Raw genomic sequence first — 13,370 nt, forward strand, 5'->3', positions numbered from 1 at the left:
ATGTTTACCGGAATTATAGAAAACCTTGGCGAAGTAACTGCCATTCAAAACGATCATACTAATATTCATTTTACCATTTCATCGACTATCAGCCATGAGTTAAAAATAGATCAAAGTGTGGCACACAATGGTGTTTGCCTTACGGTGGTGGCATTGAATGATAACACACATACAGTAACTGCAATAGATGAAACTTTAAAGAAAACCAATTTGGGAAACCTTAAAATTGGCAGTAAAATTAATTTAGAACGTTGCATGCAAATGAATGCCCGTTTAGATGGGCACATTGTTCAGGGCCATGTAGATCAAACAGCCGTTTGCATTAAAAGAGAGGAGTTGGATGGAAGTTGGGAATACCGCTTTAAATATGACTCCTCTGCCGGGAATGTAACCGTAGAAAAAGGCTCTGCATGTGTAAATGGCATTAGTTTAACCGTTGTGAATTCACAGATAGATGAGTTTTCCGTTTTTATCATTCCATATACTTTTGAACACACCAACTTACAAGAAGTGCATGTTGGAGATACCGTAAACCTGGAATTTGATATTATTGGTAAATATGTTGCCCGTTTAATGGGAAACAGATAAGTTATATAATAGCTAAAAACGAATATTTGCGCTAACAATTAAATTAAGCCATATAGAAATATATCGATTAGAGCTGCACATACCTATATGGCTAAAAAGCAATTCGCTAATAATCAGGTTAAGCTAAATCTTAATTTTTCATAACAGTGCATAACAGTTAACTGTTGAATATTTCTCATAATAGTAGCATCAAAGCCAAATATTAACCGATATGAACCAGCTATCTTTTCCTGCCCGAGTTATTTTTATCTTTTTGCTGTTTTTTTTCATTCATTCTAGCGGATTTTCTCAAAAAATTACTGTTAAAGATTTAACCGTTGATCATTTAGTAAATCCTTTTAGTATTGATCAATCGCATCCGGGATTTAGCTGGAAAATTAATTCTGAAGCTAAAAATACCATGCAAAGCAGTTATGAGATCAGAGTGGGAAAAGGCTTATCCATAGAAAAAAACCAGGTTTGGACAGTTAAAAATAACAGTGATCAATCAGTGCTCATTCCCTACAATGGTCCGGATCTCGAATCCAAAACAAAGTATTATTGGCAGGTTAGGGTAAAAGATAATCATGGGAACACTTCAAGTTGGTCAGCAGTACAATTTTTCCAAACAGGATTGGACCAAAAGGACTGGATTGCTCATTGGATTGCAGTTGAAGGAAAAGATACCTCATCGGTCAGTCCGATGTTTAGAAAAGAAATCAATGTACAAAAGAAAATAAGTGTAGCGATGGCTTATATCACTGCCAAAGGACTTTATGAGGCTCGCCTTAACGGCGAGCGAATCAGCAACCATTATTTTGCACCAGGCTGGACGAGTTATAAAAATCATCTTCAATATCAGGTATATGATTTGACCAAATCATTAAAAAAAGGATTAAACGTTATAGGTGTTTCTCTTGGTGATGGGTGGTACAAAGGACGAATTGGTTTCGCTGCTCAAAAGCAATTTTATGGAGATACCAGGGCACTTCTTTTCCAGCTGGAAGTAACTTATACTGATGGTAGCACAGAAATTTTTGTAACCGATGATACCTGGAAAAGTACCAATGGTCCCATTCTTTCATCAAATATTTATGACGGGGAAACTTATGATGCCAGAAAAGAATCAGTGGGATGGGATAATACTGGCTATAAAGAAAATGACGACTGGAAAGCGGCAAGAATATTACCAAAAGGAAATGAGAAATTAGTTGGAATGAGCGGACCACCTGTTACCAGGCATGAAGAGTTTAAACCATTAAAGATTTTTAAAACACCACTTGGAGAAACAGTGGTAGATTTTGGGCAGAATTTAGTTGGATGGGTAATGCTTAAAGCTAAAGGTACTGCCGGAACAAAAATCACGTTAACCCATGCTGAAGTGCTGGATAAAGCTGGTAATTTTTATACTACCAATCTACGTTCTGCCAGACAAGCAAACCAGTATATACTTAAAGATAATGCAACTCAGATATTTGAGCCGCATTTTACCTTTCAAGGATTCAGGTATGTAAAGGTTGAAGGGTATCCGGGGGAATTGACTGCAGATGCACTTACGGCAGTTGCCCTTTATTCAGATATGCAACCAACAGGTAGCTTCAAAAGCTCAAGTCCATTGCTCAATCAGTTACAGCATAATATTCAATGGGGGCAAAAAGGGAATTTTGTTGATGTGCCTACTGATTGTCCGCAAAGAGATGAAAGATTAGGCTGGACAGGAGATGCACAGGCTTTTGCTACAACAGCAGCTTACAATATGAATGTGGCGGGCTTTTTTACCAAATGGATGAAAGATGTTTCGGCAGATCAGCTGGAGAACGGTAGCGTTCCTTTCGTTGTTCCAAATGTACTTTCGCCAAGAGATGCAGGTTCTGCAGGCTGGGCCGATGTAGCTACTATTATTCCATGGGATATGTATGTGGCTTACGGCGATAAAGGCATTTTATCAACACAGTACGCCAGCATGAAAAAGTGGGTCGATTATATCTCATCAGTTGCGAAAAATGATTTGTGGAATAGCGGATCTCATTTTGGAGATTGGTTGTTTTATCGCCCCAATGATGATAATGACGGCAGAGCGGCTGTTACCGACAAGTATATGATTGCCCAAACGTTTTATGCGCACTCCACACAATTACTGATCAATGCTGCAAAGGTTTTAGGTAAAAGCGAAGATGTAGAAAAATATGAAACGCTGTTAAAAAGAATCAAAGAGGCTTTTGTGAAAGAAAATATGACTGCAAATGGAAAGCTCACATCAAATACACAAACAGCCTACGTATTGGCATTACAATTCGACATGTTACCAGAAGCAAACAGAAACCAGGCGGCCGAAAGGCTCGTTCAAAACATCAGAGATTATGGAAATCACCTCACTACAGGTTTTCTTGGCACGCCCTATTTATGCCATGTATTGAGTAGATTTGGTTATGATGATGTTGCCTATGATCTGTTGATGCAGGAAAGTTATCCATCCTGGTTATATCCTGTTAAAATGGGTGCAACAACTATTTGGGAACGTTGGGATGGCATAAAACAAGATGGCTCTTTCCAAACACCAGATATGAATTCCTTTAATCATTATGCTTACGGCGCAATTGGCGATTGGATGTATAAAAATATCGCTGGTATTAATCCCATTGCTGAAAAACCAGGCTATAAGGAGATCCTGATCTCGCCAAAACCCGGAGGAAAACTAACAAGTGCATCTGGCGAACTGGAAACCGTTTATGGAAAGATCAAATCGTCATGGACATTGCTGGATGGGGTTTTTAAACTTGATGTTTCTGTTCCACCAAATTCAACCGCTACAGTTTTGCTGCCCAGAACAGACAGGAAAGAGAAAATTGGTTCTGGCAGCTATCATTTTGAATACAAATATTAATACTTTAATATTGCAGCCAGCTGTAAAGGCGATTAGTGGTATGATTTAAGAAAAACTTATTAATGTACAGTAAAGAAGAGGCAGCAAGATTACGTCAGCAGTTTTGGATCAGCTTTGGGCAATATATGAAACCTGTTCCATCTGCGGGTGGATCAACCGTTCATTGGGTTAATTATAAAACCGGAGTAAAAAACATTTTTTTTAAAATGGATGTAACCAACAAACAAGCTGTTATTTCTATACAATTAACTCATACAGATGCTGACATCAGACACTTGATATTCGAGCAGTTTGAAGAGTTTAAACTTCTGTTTACCAATATGCTAAACGAAGAATGGGATTGGACAAAAGATTATACTGATGATTATGGTAAAACAATCAGTCAGATCTCAGCAGGTTTAAATGGTGTGAGTGTTTTCAATCAACAGCATTGGCCAGATTTAATATCGTTCTTTAAGCCACGCATCATCGCCCTCGATGAATTTTGGGATCAGGTAAAACCCGTTTTCGAAGATCTTATTTAGCTGGTAAGCGAAGTTGTTCAACCCTGGCCTGCACAAACTTAATCTCTTCTCCATCATCTTTTGCATTAGGTTTACTCTGTAAATAAAGTTGATAGTAATTAAGTGCGTTTTTGATTTGCTGTAATTTAGTGTCGTGTAATATCGCAAGGCGATAGTAAAGCGTAGGAGTTACTTTAAACTGAAGTCCTTTTTTGTAAGCAGAATTTGCAAGCGTATATTGATTGTTCTCTTCATAACTTAATCCAAGCAAAGCATAATAACTTGATGTATTTGGCGAAATGGCTTCGTCAATGGTTTTTCTGGCATATACCGATGCCATTTTGTAATTTTTTAAGTAGAGGTAACTCAAACTTGTGAAATATAATGTGTTTTCATTTTGCATACCAAGTTTTTCCAATATGCTGAATAAACCAATTGCCTTATCATATTTTTTTGTGTAGTAACAAGCTTTTGCAACATCCTTTATCACAGCCGCATCTGTACCGTTTTTAAGCAACATTTCTCCTGAAACGATTACTTCATTGTACTTTTTTAATTGGTTGGCTATGGGAAGTTTAGCTCTTTGTAACACGAAATTCTCGCTATCAGCCTTTATTGCAATGTCCAACACCTGATAGGCTTTTTCATAATTCTGATAAACGGCATGTACTTCTGCCAAGTCGCCGGCGATATCACCCTCAGTTGGATTTAATTGATTGGCTTTTAACAGATATACCAGTTTCAGTGAATCTTTTGCAGCAGAATATAAATTCGCCAATAGCTTGTATACGCTGAAATTATTGCTGTCCAACTTCACAATTTCCCCGTAATATAGTTTTGCCTTTTCGGTGTTTCCCCTTTTTGTGCTTATACTTCCTAAACTAAAAAGTATGGGCAGGCTCCTGGGTTGTAAATTGTAAGCCCGGGTATAGAATTTTTCTGCCTCAACATTGTTTCCTGCCATTAAAAAACAATAACCGATCTGATTAAGTGTTTTTAAATCAGTGATTTCTTCCCCATAGGCAGCCTTTAAATACTCGCCGGCCTCTGCATATCGCTGAGTTTGGTAAAGCTCAAATAATTTTTCCTTGTCAACATCTACTGATTGTGCGAAAGAACCGATACCGATCCATAATAATGCAAGGGTTAAATTAAACTTTTTCATCCGTATATAATTGTTTTCAATGGTGATGAAGCTGTCATGATTTTTTACCTGTGTTTATAACGCTTTTGTGTTTAAGAACTCGCAAACTCGGTTTATTCATTCCACTGTGTAATTTTTGAAAATCATGACGGTTTCATATCGGAATAATTTTAAACTAAATTATTAGTTGTTTTTAAGAATTCCAAATACTATTTGAAATAAAACAAATTGAATGTGTGTGGGTTTATTATTTACGAACAGTTTAAAATTTAAAAATAAGAGCTATGAATACTTTAAAAAAGTTTGAATTAATGGAAAAGATAGTGCGTGAGCTTGGGGATTTACAAAATTCACAACAGGCACTTATTCAGAAAATTGGAAAGATCGAAGTTGATAATATTGAGTTAGGTGATGGCAGGTTAGAGAAAGATTTACCAGATATTCACCAAAGATTGGCCGATAACTTAGATACAATTGTCGGAATTTTAGACTATTTTGCAAGCAAAACACAAAATTTTGGCGATAAAAACAATGTTGAAGCCTTAAAAGAACAAGAGGCCATCAATAACGCTACAAGCTAATAAACTAAAATCAATCTGTATTATGAAATCTTTATCATTTACCATAGCATGCCTGTTTGCATGCTTTTTCGCAAGCGCACAAATTCTACCTTCCTTTCAACTGGGTTTAAAGGCCGGAGCAAATTTCTCTAAATTTGATTCAGAGAATACCTTCAGTAGTAATAACCGGGCAGGATTTTATGGTGGTTTGTGGGCTAGGATTGGGGCCGCAGGCATTCATTTCCAGCCAGAACTTTACCTATCGGGCAAAAAAGCAGATTTGGTTAGTGATGCAACAGGAGAGGTAAATAAAGTGAGTTTTACCAGTTTGGATGTCCCTTTATTGATTGGTACCAAATTTGGCGCCGCAGGTATTGGTCTTCGCATAAACACAGGGCCTATGTTTTCTTTAATATTGGATGAAAACCAAAGTTTTGGGCAGGCAGCTGGTAATGTGTTCAGGGCAGATTTTAAAAACCAGGCTTTGGCCTGGCAATTCGGAGCAGGTCTTGATTTGAAAAAACTTAGTTTTGATGCCCGATATGAATTAGGTTTATCAAAAATCAACAAATCAGGTTACCCTGGAACGAAGTTGAATTTGTTTACGGTAGGATTGGGGTATAGAATTTTATAATCCTCAAATATAATAACAGCAAAGAGGCTGTTTAAAAAGTCAATTCGTTTTCCTGTGAAAACCGGAACCATTGAACGAAACTTTTTGAACAGTCTCTTTTTATTTAATCCGTTTTTTCAAAGTCAATTTCTGTGAGTTCATAAGCAAACGATCCATTAGTTGGAACGATTGGTGTTTCTCTTCCTATACTCAATGCTTTAATATAAGATGCCCCAAAGTAAAAGATAAGCGAGGAGTAAAACACAAACAGCATAATAACAATAATGGAACCGGCAGATCCATAAATATTGCTGATGTTACTTAAAGGCAATAAAATCCTTAAAATATATTTCCCTGCGGTAAATAAGCAGCCTGTTAGTAATCCGCCTGATATCGCTGCTTTCCAGGTTGGTCTGCCATTGGTTAAATATCTGAACAGCACCGTGAACCAGGTGGTTACAATAACCACAAATACCAATTGGTTAATGATTGAGGTTAATATCAATCCAAATGAAGGGGAACTGGTTTTTAAATAGGAACCTATAAAAGCCTGAACACTATCTGCCAGCAAACCAATAAAAAACAGGATGCCTGCAAGTAAGATGATGGTCACAGAAATTGCTCTGGATTTTAAAGTATTCAGAATCCCTTTTTTATCCTTGTGGCCAATGTTCCAGATTTGCTCTAATGAATTTTTGATCACGTTGAAGAGGGTAGTGGCTACAAACAAGAAAAACACAAAGCTGAATAAAGTAATGTACCAGGCCTGATCTATTCCGCGGATGTTTCTTAGTGTCAGTCTGATTTGTTTGATGCTGTCATCATCAAGAATAGTAGCTAAACGCTCAAATAAATTGGTAACCAGCATCCTTCTGTCGGTAAACATTCCAAACAGTCTGATTAAGATGATCAGGATGGGAGGGAGCGCAAAATTGGTAAAAAAAGCTGTTGCCCCGGCCAGGCGTAAGGGATCATTTTTTTGAAACAGGATGAATGCATTTCTCCCTGTAGAGAAAAAAAACTTCAAATTTTCTTTGATCTTTAATGGCATCCTTTGGTAAAACTAAAAGCCCGAAATTACTGAAAATAGTTTATCCCGGGCTCTTTGTCTATGTAAATGTTATTTAATCGATTTTTCTAAAAACGACTAATTTCTGATTGCCATTTAACAGATGAAGTTCATTATTTTTGATCTTAGCTCCATTAACCTGATTTAATGCTTGCAAATAAGCACTTTCTGCAGCATTTGTTTCCTGACAAAACATTTTGGTGCCAAATATATTTTTTAATATGATCTTATTATCCACAATTTCAGCCTGTCCACCGTAGCTGTTACAAAAAGACTTACCACTGATTCTTAAGCTATCACCGAAATTGAGCGTTGCCTTTGCCGATGCCGGTAATGTTAAACCAGGTAGTTCTGTTAATTCCCACTTTGTATTTGCCAGCTTTTTTTGATCGATTTTTTCCAGGCACGAACTGAATAAACATACAATAAGTCCGCAGATTAGTAAATTTTTCATGGTTTTATTAATTTTTGATTTCTTTATCAAAAATTAATCCAAGAAATGTTTTGTAAACAAGCAACTCAATTCCTGTTAAGACCATGAAATTATTTAGTTTTTTTGAATTCTGTTTAACCACTAAAACGATTCTGCTTACTTGGTTCTCAAAAACTGTTGCCTGGATTTTTTTTAATCCTAGCCCAACGGCATGATTTTTCTGTCAGAATATATTTTTATCACATGTATGTTTTATTAAATTATTTAATTATGTTTGCTATTACGCTTACTACTAATAAATTACTAATCTAAATTAACTCATGAAAAAAATTATGCTTTCTAAAGGCATGTTTATTGCCTGCCTAGTTGTATTTTGTCTATTCTCAATCACAACTTGTCGTAAAGATCAATCTTTCCCCAAATCTTCTCTCAGGCTACAAAACACGGCACTAATTAAACCGGAGACCATTAACACCTGGTTTCAGAAAACTCCGGCAGCAAAACTCTTATCTCCGGATTGGAGTAAGGCAAAGCAAAGAATAATTGATGGCAAAAAAATTGTCCGTGTACCTGTTTCAAATATAGATAAAACCAGTTTGTTAAATAATGATAACGGTTCCGTAATCAATAATCAGAACTTAAATTACTATGAAATCATCCACCCGAGCTCTTTTTTATAGAAGGCAAAGAAGGTCTAAATTCATTTTTACTTAATTTTGTTCCAGATGAAAAGAATATAAAGTTTGATAATAATGCCAAATTGAAAGGTAAACTGTACGAATGGAATTTAAAGGGAGATTCAGTTCTTGTACAGGAATAGAAGATAATAAGGTTAGGGATTTTTACTTATTAAAATTTAAAAATGAAAGTACTTTGGCTGGATAGGCAGCCTCTTTGGTAACCAATAGGTATCCATCATTATTGCCCTCTGCAAATACTTATTTAATAAATCCGTTGCGGAGGAAGCTAATACGGTAACTAACTTGAACCCCCAAACCATGGTATGGAAGGACTTATTTCAGGCCTGGCTTTTTGAACTGGGAACCTTTCCAATGGTAAATGCACAACCGCATATACAAATTAGCGATGATGCAAATATAATTACAGGTAATGGCATTAATAACCCATCGGTTAATGCTTTTAACAACTTAAGCTCGGTTATTGCTTTAAGAAACAATACAAAATCTGATTTAGTAAGCGGATTTTCTAATGTAGGTACGGTTAAATCAGAACCTTACAGTTACGATGTTAACGAATTTTATGGTACTATAGCAGAACAGAATGTGGCTAAAATATTTTTAGGCTCGTTTATATCAATTACTACAGTTATCTCAAAAACAGGAAATTCAGCAAATGTTATGTTTCGCTCTGATAATGTTACCGGCTGGGAATCGGGCACCCGTTTTATAAAGGCACAGGGAGGTAATGTTGGGATAATCCCCAATAAAGCAAGAGGTACGGGACTAAATTTGGGCGGTAATGTTGCCGAAACATTTCAATGGGCAGAAATACTATCGTGGTAAAAATTTAACCCGGTAAAAATTTAAAATGTTTGTTATGAAAAGAGAAATTATTTATGCAATTTTTATATGCATCAGTTTAACAAGATGCACTTTTATCGATGATGGATATAATTTTGAACGAGTTACAGACTCTATGAGCTATAAACAGATTTTAGGCACTTATACCTTTACACCTGATAAGTACCAGGCTAGAAAACTGAACTTGAAAATGACCGATACTGTAATGCTTAATGTTACCGAAGACTCTTTGCGAACCAGAGACATTAAGGAAATTACATTCTATGATGGGAATTTATCTGAACAGAAAGATTTCAATCCCATACCCGAATACATTTAACCTATATACAGGAAAGTGGAAATTTTTTAGTGCAAAATACAATAAAAAATTTTCAAATAATATTGAACTGAGGCATCCAAAAACAGATTCAGTTAGCGTAAGTTATCAAGTACAGAAAGATGATAATGACATTTTACATATTGTTGGCTATGAAGTTACCGAAGAGGGTTTTATGATATTTAACTTTAAAAAAATAAAATAGCAAACCTAATTTAGGTGGTAATGTTGCCGAAACATTTCAATGGGCAGAATCTATTTCATGGTAAAATAATATAACTTAAATAACCATGATGAAACTGTTATGGTTTTACAGACCACGTATTGGGATGAATAACCTGATCGCTTCATTACCTCTAAAGAAAATTATAAGGATGAAAAAAGAAATTATTTATGGAGTAACTATACTTGCCTGCACTTTCTTAACCAAATGCACGGTTGATGGCGAATATGGTTTAAAAACAGTCACAGACTCTATGAGCTATAAACAGATTTTAGGCACTTATGCTTTTAGCCCGAATAAGTACCAGGCCGAAAAGCTGAACTTGAAAATGACCGATTCAGTAATGCTTAATATTACGAGTGATTCTCTAAATTTCACAAGTATTCCAGAAGCTAAATATTACAGAGGAAAGTTCTATTTAAATAGAAAGATTTCAATTCCATATCCTAATACATTTAACCTAAAAATGGGAAGATGGACTTTTACAAGCTTTAAAGAATATAATAATAAATATATAAATAATATTCAGCTTGAGCATTTAAAAACAGATTCTACTCTTATAGGTTATAAAATCCAGAAAGATAGTGATGAAATTTTACATATTATTGGTTATGAAGGAAATGAGATAGGCTTTATAGTATTTGATTTTAAAAAGATAAAATAGTAAACCTAATTTAGGCGAGTAATATTGCCGAAACATTTCAATGGGCAGAACTTCTTTCATGGTAATAACATCACTCAAAAAATCTTTAAACCAAATGCATGGTTGATGGGCGAATATGGTTTAAAAACAGTCACAGACTCAGCAGCTTTGCAACCCAACAAAAGCCATATGGTTTAGTTCAGTTTCAATAAAAAATATCATTCAGTAGGTTTAGCTTCAGCCTGCATCGCCTGCTCATCTTCGTAAGTGGGTCCGTAAAGACCTGGAACTTTGCAGCCGTTTATACGGAGATATATAATCATTTCTCCTCTGTGATGGTAAATATGGTTCATTAAAAAACCTCTGATCACTTGAATCCGCGGTGTTTCCGGTAGTACCGTTTTTTCTCCAACAGTCATTTTCCATAAGTCTGACATTTGCTCATCTGTTGCCGTTTCCAGGCTTTGTTTTGCTTTTTTGAAGTTTTCTTCAAATCTGGCTTTAATCTTTTCAATATCAGTATAGTCCCGTTCCACATCTTCGTATTCATCCATATTAAAAACATTGCCATGAACTGTGTAAGGGTACCAGTTGTAAATTTCAGCGATGTGCCAAGCTAACTGACCAGTGGTCCACGAAGTGGTCGATGGTTTGAAATTCAAAATATTTTGAGGGATTGAATGGAGCAGTTTTCGGGTGCTTTCTGCCTCGCGAAGAAACTCACCCAATAATAGTTTTACCAACATATCATTTTATTAAAGTTTATGACTTAATCAATTACAATGGTGATTTATATAATAAAAGTTTTAGCCATTTGGTTTTTATAAATGATATTTATCTTTATAGCCAGGATTTGCATAATTGAAAAATGTATTAAGATTCCCCATCGAGTGGGGAATGGTGCGGTGGGTAAACCATAAAGCAAATATTGAATTGAGGACGATAAAGACACAAATATTTTTCAGGCCGTGCTTGTTGTTCTCATTCTGAAGCAGGTGGGAGCCCAATCTCATTAAGCTAAGAAAAAAACAAAAAATAATTGTCCTTCTGAACCTAGTGAAGATCGCGAAGCAGCTACGAAGTAAACCCCTGACCTACGGGCATTGTGCCTGGTTTATTGCTGAATTGTTTTTGTAACGGAGTAGTTCTGTTTATTAATTTTTGTATTTCATCGCCTGGGGGATTGTTCGGGTATTTTCCCGCAGATGCCGCTGATTACGCAGATAAAAATAAAGTCTGCGTAATTTTCTTAAATCTGCGGGATATTATTTCTTTAAGAATTTAAATTAAAATTATGATTAACAGTGAATTACAAAATACGTCATTGATAGGCACAAAGAACCCCTGACCTACGGGGATTCTAACTGGTTTACTGCTGAATTGTTTTTGTAGGGCAGTAGTGTGGTGTTTATTAAAGTTTGTGTTCCATTGTTTGGGGATTATTCAGGTATTTCCCGCAGATGTCGCTGATTACGCAGATAAAAATAAAGTCTGCGTAATTTTCTTAAATCTGCGGGATATTATTTCTTTAAGAATTTAAATAAAAGTGAATTACAAAACACGTCATTGATAGGCACGAGAACCCCTGACCTACGGGGATTCTAACTGGTTTACTACTGAATTGTTTTGTTGCTACTTTAAGTTAAGCAGTTTGAATGGAAGAGAGATGATTGGTCTTCCTTTTTAAAATTAAAGCGCTGATAATGGTAATCAATAAACCGATTGGAAGAATTTCGGCATAAGTAAATAGGATTACCAGAATCGGGTTTTTATACATCTCTTTATATTCTGCCATTTGCTGTGTTTTTGCAGTCAGCTCTGCAGCTGTCGCTCCATCTTTTTTAGCTTGTAATAATACGTGTTCGGCGTATCGATCCATAAAGTCAGGAATGAACAGGTAATAATCGATTAACCAAACTACAACATACATGGTTGATGCGATCAGGCTGATTAGAAGTCCGATTTTAAAACCCTTTCCAAAAGTAATTGCTCCATTATTATATTTATCTCTGTAGTTTTTTATACCTACAAAAATAAAAGAGAAAGCCAGCAGCATGGCCGCATAGCCCAGAAACATGCTACTTTCAAAATCTCTGTTATTATAACATTTCGCAATGGATAATACCATTAATGCAGTTACAATTAAGCCTGCAATTAATCCGAATACAAGTACAATTTTTTTCATCCTTATAAATTTGTTTTTAATTGTGATGAAGCTATCAGATTTTTCATAAGTGTTTGTTAATTATGTGTTCAAGAACTCGCAAGCTCGGTTTATTCATACCACTGTGTGGTTTGAAAAATCATGATGGTTTCATCTGTTTATTTTTTTATACCACGAAGATGAAAGGAAGTTTTTTCTTTTGGCTCATACTTTTGGGCGATTTTAACTAAAACTCTCCATTTCACACTTAAGTATTATCGATTATGGAATGATTTTAAGCCTTTTCGATGTTTCTACTGCCTGCGTTCGTCGTTTTACTTCAAGTTTTTCAAAAAGCTTTGCAATATGAGTTTTAACAGTATTGAGAGATACAAATAGTGTGTTGGCAATTTCCTGATTACTTAAGCCGCTGGCCATTAATTCTAAAACTTCTAATTCCCTTTTACTGATATTGAGCTTGGCTAATTCATCTTCATTTACAACAAAGTTTTTTGAAAGATCGGGGTAAACTTCCTTTTCAACTAAAATAGTTTTGGGTTTAGTTAGCTTTAGGGCCAACCAAATGCCCAAGCCAGTAAATATCAATGCTATAAAACCAGCATAAACTTCGAACGAATGGTTAATAATGATTAAACGCAGCTCTAACCACTTCATTAAAAAAAGAATCAGGGCTAAAGAAATCCCATACAGTATCAGGCTTTTGTTTTTAT

The 13,370-nt window shown here is 35.6% G+C and carries 15 protein-coding genes; 9 read left to right on the forward strand and 6 right to left on the reverse strand.

All coding sequences use genetic code 11. From position 1 onward, the window contains the following. The 3 genes from DU508_RS11815 to DU508_RS11825 all read left to right on the forward strand — a co-directional run bounded on the left by DU508_RS11815 (window position 1) and on the right by DU508_RS11825 (window position 3,975). Window positions 1-588, forward strand: a complete 588-nt coding sequence (locus DU508_RS11815) for a riboflavin synthase (protein ID WP_115403016.1) — start codon at window positions 1-3, stop codon at window positions 586-588. Between the two features lie 211 nt (window positions 589-799). Then, on the forward strand, window positions 800-3,451 hold the full coding sequence (locus DU508_RS11820) for a glycoside hydrolase family 78 protein (protein WP_115403017.1): 2,652 nt from the start codon (window positions 800-802) through the stop codon (window positions 3,449-3,451). A 62-nt stretch (window positions 3,452-3,513) separates the two neighbouring features. Continuing rightward, complete coding sequence (locus tag DU508_RS11825; protein ID WP_115403018.1) at window positions 3,514-3,975, forward strand: DUF4268 domain-containing protein; 462 nt, start codon at window positions 3,514-3,516, stop codon at window positions 3,973-3,975. On the opposite strand, the gene DU508_RS11830 is transcribed toward DU508_RS11825, so the two are convergent. Further along, the gene (locus DU508_RS11830) at window positions 3,968-5,119 is read right to left on the reverse strand and encodes a tetratricopeptide repeat protein (RefSeq protein WP_115403019.1); all 1,152 of its coding nucleotides are present in this window, start codon (window positions 5,117-5,119) and stop codon (window positions 3,968-3,970) included. The two genes, DU508_RS11825 and DU508_RS11830, sit on opposite strands and share 8 nt — an antisense overlap. A gap of 263 nt (window positions 5,120-5,382) precedes the next feature. On the opposite strand from DU508_RS11830, the gene DU508_RS11835 reads away from it, so the two are divergent. Then, window positions 5,383-5,679 (forward strand): hypothetical protein, encoded by a 297-nt coding sequence (locus tag DU508_RS11835; protein WP_115403020.1) that lies wholly within the window; start codon window positions 5,383-5,385, stop codon window positions 5,677-5,679. Window positions 5,680-5,701: 22 nt separating this feature from the next. Then, window positions 5,702-6,292, forward strand: coding sequence for a porin family protein (locus tag DU508_RS11840; RefSeq protein WP_115403021.1), 591 nt, complete (start codon window positions 5,702-5,704; stop codon window positions 6,290-6,292). Between the two features lie 103 nt (window positions 6,293-6,395). Here DU508_RS11840 and DU508_RS11845 read toward each other — a convergent pair whose 3' ends face one another. Together DU508_RS11845 and DU508_RS11850 are read right to left on the reverse strand one after the other, a co-directional pair. After that, a complete protein-coding gene (locus DU508_RS11845) occupies window positions 6,396-7,322 on the reverse strand; it encodes a YihY/virulence factor BrkB family protein (RefSeq protein WP_115403022.1) in 927 nt (308 codons plus the stop codon). A gap of 73 nt (window positions 7,323-7,395) precedes the next feature. Further along, entirely contained in the window at window positions 7,396-7,794 is a 399-nt protein-coding gene (locus tag DU508_RS11850) for an META domain-containing protein (protein ID WP_147273624.1), read from the reverse strand. 299 nt (window positions 7,795-8,093) lie between these two features. On the opposite strand from DU508_RS11850, the gene DU508_RS11855 reads away from it, so the two are divergent. The 4 genes from DU508_RS11855 (at window position 8,094) to DU508_RS11875 (ending at window position 10,517) form a co-directional block, all read left to right on the forward strand. Continuing rightward, the gene (locus DU508_RS11855) at window positions 8,094-8,453 is read left to right on the forward strand and encodes a hypothetical protein (protein ID WP_115403024.1); all 360 of its coding nucleotides are present in this window, start codon (window positions 8,094-8,096) and stop codon (window positions 8,451-8,453) included. Between the two features lie 318 nt (window positions 8,454-8,771). Next, on the forward strand, window positions 8,772-9,296 hold the full coding sequence (locus DU508_RS11860) for a hypothetical protein (protein WP_115403025.1): 525 nt from the start codon (window positions 8,772-8,774) through the stop codon (window positions 9,294-9,296). Between the two features lie 34 nt (window positions 9,297-9,330). After that, a complete protein-coding gene (locus tag DU508_RS11865) occupies window positions 9,331-9,633 on the forward strand; it encodes a hypothetical protein (RefSeq protein ID WP_147273625.1) in 303 nt (100 codons plus the stop codon). Window positions 9,634-10,004: 371 nt separating this feature from the next. Beyond that, a complete protein-coding gene (locus DU508_RS11875; protein WP_147273626.1) occupies window positions 10,005-10,517 on the forward strand; it encodes a hypothetical protein in 513 nt (170 codons plus the stop codon). Window positions 10,518-10,714: 197 nt separating this feature from the next. On the opposite strand, the gene DU508_RS11880 is transcribed toward DU508_RS11875, so the two are convergent. From DU508_RS11880 to DU508_RS11890, 3 genes are all read right to left on the reverse strand, one after another. Beyond that, the gene (locus DU508_RS11880; protein ID WP_115403029.1) at window positions 10,715-11,242 is read right to left on the reverse strand and encodes a DinB family protein; all 528 of its coding nucleotides are present in this window, start codon (window positions 11,240-11,242) and stop codon (window positions 10,715-10,717) included. A gap of 896 nt (window positions 11,243-12,138) precedes the next feature. Beyond that, a complete protein-coding gene (locus tag DU508_RS11885; protein WP_115403030.1) occupies window positions 12,139-12,681 on the reverse strand; it encodes a DUF4199 domain-containing protein in 543 nt (180 codons plus the stop codon). A gap of 240 nt (window positions 12,682-12,921) precedes the next feature. Then, on the reverse strand, window positions 12,922-13,314 hold the full coding sequence (locus tag DU508_RS11890) for a response regulator transcription factor (RefSeq protein ID WP_115403340.1): 393 nt from the start codon (window positions 13,312-13,314) through the stop codon (window positions 12,922-12,924). Window positions 13,315-13,370 lie beyond the last annotated feature (56 nt).

The organism is Pedobacter chinensis, assembly GCF_003339865.1.
Lineage (GTDB): Bacteria > Bacteroidota > Bacteroidia > Sphingobacteriales > Sphingobacteriaceae > Pedobacter > Pedobacter chinensis.

Bases quoted from the DNA above. Each gene is read 5' to 3' on its own strand.
- DU508_RS11875 (WP_147273626.1), top strand. From the start codon at position 10,005: ATGAAAAAAGAAATTATTTATGGAGTAACTATACTTGCCTGCACTTTC.
- DU508_RS11880 (WP_115403029.1), bottom strand. From the start codon at position 11,242: ATGTTGGTAAAACTATTATTGGGTGAGTTTCTTCGCGAGGCAGAAAGC.
- DU508_RS11830 (WP_115403019.1), bottom strand. From the start codon at position 5,119: ATGAAAAAGTTTAATTTAACCCTTGCATTATTATGGATCGGTATCGGT.
- DU508_RS11890 (WP_115403340.1), bottom strand. From the start codon at position 13,314: ATGAAGTGGTTAGAGCTGCGTTTAATCATTATTAACCATTCGTTCGAA.
- DU508_RS11820 (WP_115403017.1), top strand. From the start codon at position 800: ATGAACCAGCTATCTTTTCCTGCCCGAGTTATTTTTATCTTTTTGCTG.
- DU508_RS11825 (WP_115403018.1), top strand. From the start codon at position 3,514: ATGTACAGTAAAGAAGAGGCAGCAAGATTACGTCAGCAGTTTTGGATC.
- DU508_RS11860 (WP_115403025.1), top strand. From the start codon at position 8,772: ATGGTATGGAAGGACTTATTTCAGGCCTGGCTTTTTGAACTGGGAACC.
- DU508_RS11835 (WP_115403020.1), top strand. From the start codon at position 5,383: ATGAATACTTTAAAAAAGTTTGAATTAATGGAAAAGATAGTGCGTGAG.
- DU508_RS11865 (WP_147273625.1), top strand. From the start codon at position 9,331: ATGAAAAGAGAAATTATTTATGCAATTTTTATATGCATCAGTTTAACA.
- DU508_RS11855 (WP_115403024.1), top strand. From the start codon at position 8,094: ATGAAAAAAATTATGCTTTCTAAAGGCATGTTTATTGCCTGCCTAGTT.
- DU508_RS11815 (WP_115403016.1), top strand. From the start codon at position 1: ATGTTTACCGGAATTATAGAAAACCTTGGCGAAGTAACTGCCATTCAA.
- DU508_RS11845 (WP_115403022.1), bottom strand. From the start codon at position 7,322: ATGCCATTAAAGATCAAAGAAAATTTGAAGTTTTTTTTCTCTACAGGG.
- DU508_RS11840 (WP_115403021.1), top strand. From the start codon at position 5,702: ATGAAATCTTTATCATTTACCATAGCATGCCTGTTTGCATGCTTTTTC.
- DU508_RS11850 (WP_147273624.1), bottom strand. From the start codon at position 7,794: ATGAAAAATTTACTAATCTGCGGACTTATTGTATGTTTATTCAGTTCG.
- DU508_RS11885 (WP_115403030.1), bottom strand. From the start codon at position 12,681: ATGAAAAAAATTGTACTTGTATTCGGATTAATTGCAGGCTTAATTGTA.